The 1,169-nt window shown below is 59.0% G+C and carries 1 protein-coding gene; it reads left to right on the top strand.

The window, feature by feature from the left end; translation table 11 throughout:
- On the top strand, positions 1 to 1,169 hold a 1,169-nt coding region (locus BJP06_RS11725), incomplete at both ends, for an IS1249 family transposase (protein ID WP_143110564.1).

Below are 1,169 nucleotides of genomic sequence, written 5' to 3'. Positions count from 1 at the left end.
CACACCGCCACAAAAATGGGCACCACATCCAGCGGAAAACAGCGATGGCGCTGCACAGACTGCGGGCACACCTTCACCAATCCCAACTCAGCCAAGACCAGCGCATATCGGTTTGCCATCTTCATTGACTGGATCACCAACCAGCGTCCCCTCGACGCTGTCGCTGCTGCGCACAACGTCTCCAGGCGTACACTCATCCGCTGGTTCACCTACTTTTGGTTCATCATCGTCCCGTGCAAACCGGACCCGTACCGCGTCTACGACCAGCTTTTTATTGATGGCACCTACTTCCACAAAAAATGTCTGCTTGTCGCTGCAACCAGCGAGCACGTCGTCGCCTGGCACTGGTGCACACGAGAAACCGCCTACGACTACGCCAAACTCTTCGACATGATCGCCGAACCCCTCGTCGTGACCACAGACGGCTCCGGTGGCGCTCACAAAGCCATCAAACAATGCTGGCCAAACGCCTCCATTCAACGCTGCCTCGTCCACGTACGCCGCGACACCATCAAAGACACCACACGCCAACCCACAATCGCCGCACACAAAGCACTCCTTCGCCTCGGCAACCAGCTGACCCACATCACCACCCGTGACCAGGCAATCACCTGGGTACTTCGCCTCAACCGCTTCCATGACCTCTACGGTGACTGGCTCAAACAACGCACCTACCGCAACCAAGTCGCCCCAGAAGAGATCCCAAAACGTATCCGCGACAACCAGCAATGGTGGTACACCCATCCCAGAGCCCGCAGAGCCTACCGCCGATTCGAGCGTCTCTACCAACAAGGCCACCTCTTCGTCTGGCTCAACCCACCACACCGCACCACGACCACGCTGAAGACCACCACAAACAGCCTGGAAGGCGGCATAAACGCACAACTAAAACACCTCGCCCGAGCCCACCGCGGCACATTTGACGAACACCAGCGAATCATCATGGACTGGTGGCTCTACCTGCACACCCAACACCACGATGACCCGCTGGCGCTAGCAATCGAGCAAAACTTCGGCCACGCAGGCTACGCACACGCCCGCCAGGCACACATGCGTGAACGCGACCAAGCCAACTCACCCGACGGCCGGCCGAAAGTCTACGACACCGGCATCGACACCGACTTCAACCCCTCCTGGGCCATCCGACACGGCTGGGCAGGACGCTCATA

Origin of the sequence: Corynebacterium sp. NML120713 (assembly GCF_001875735.1) — a bacterium.
GTDB classification, from domain to species: Bacteria; Actinomycetota; Actinomycetes; order Mycobacteriales; family Mycobacteriaceae; genus Corynebacterium; species Corynebacterium pseudogenitalium.
This window is presented reverse-complemented; position numbering and strand designations above follow the sequence as displayed.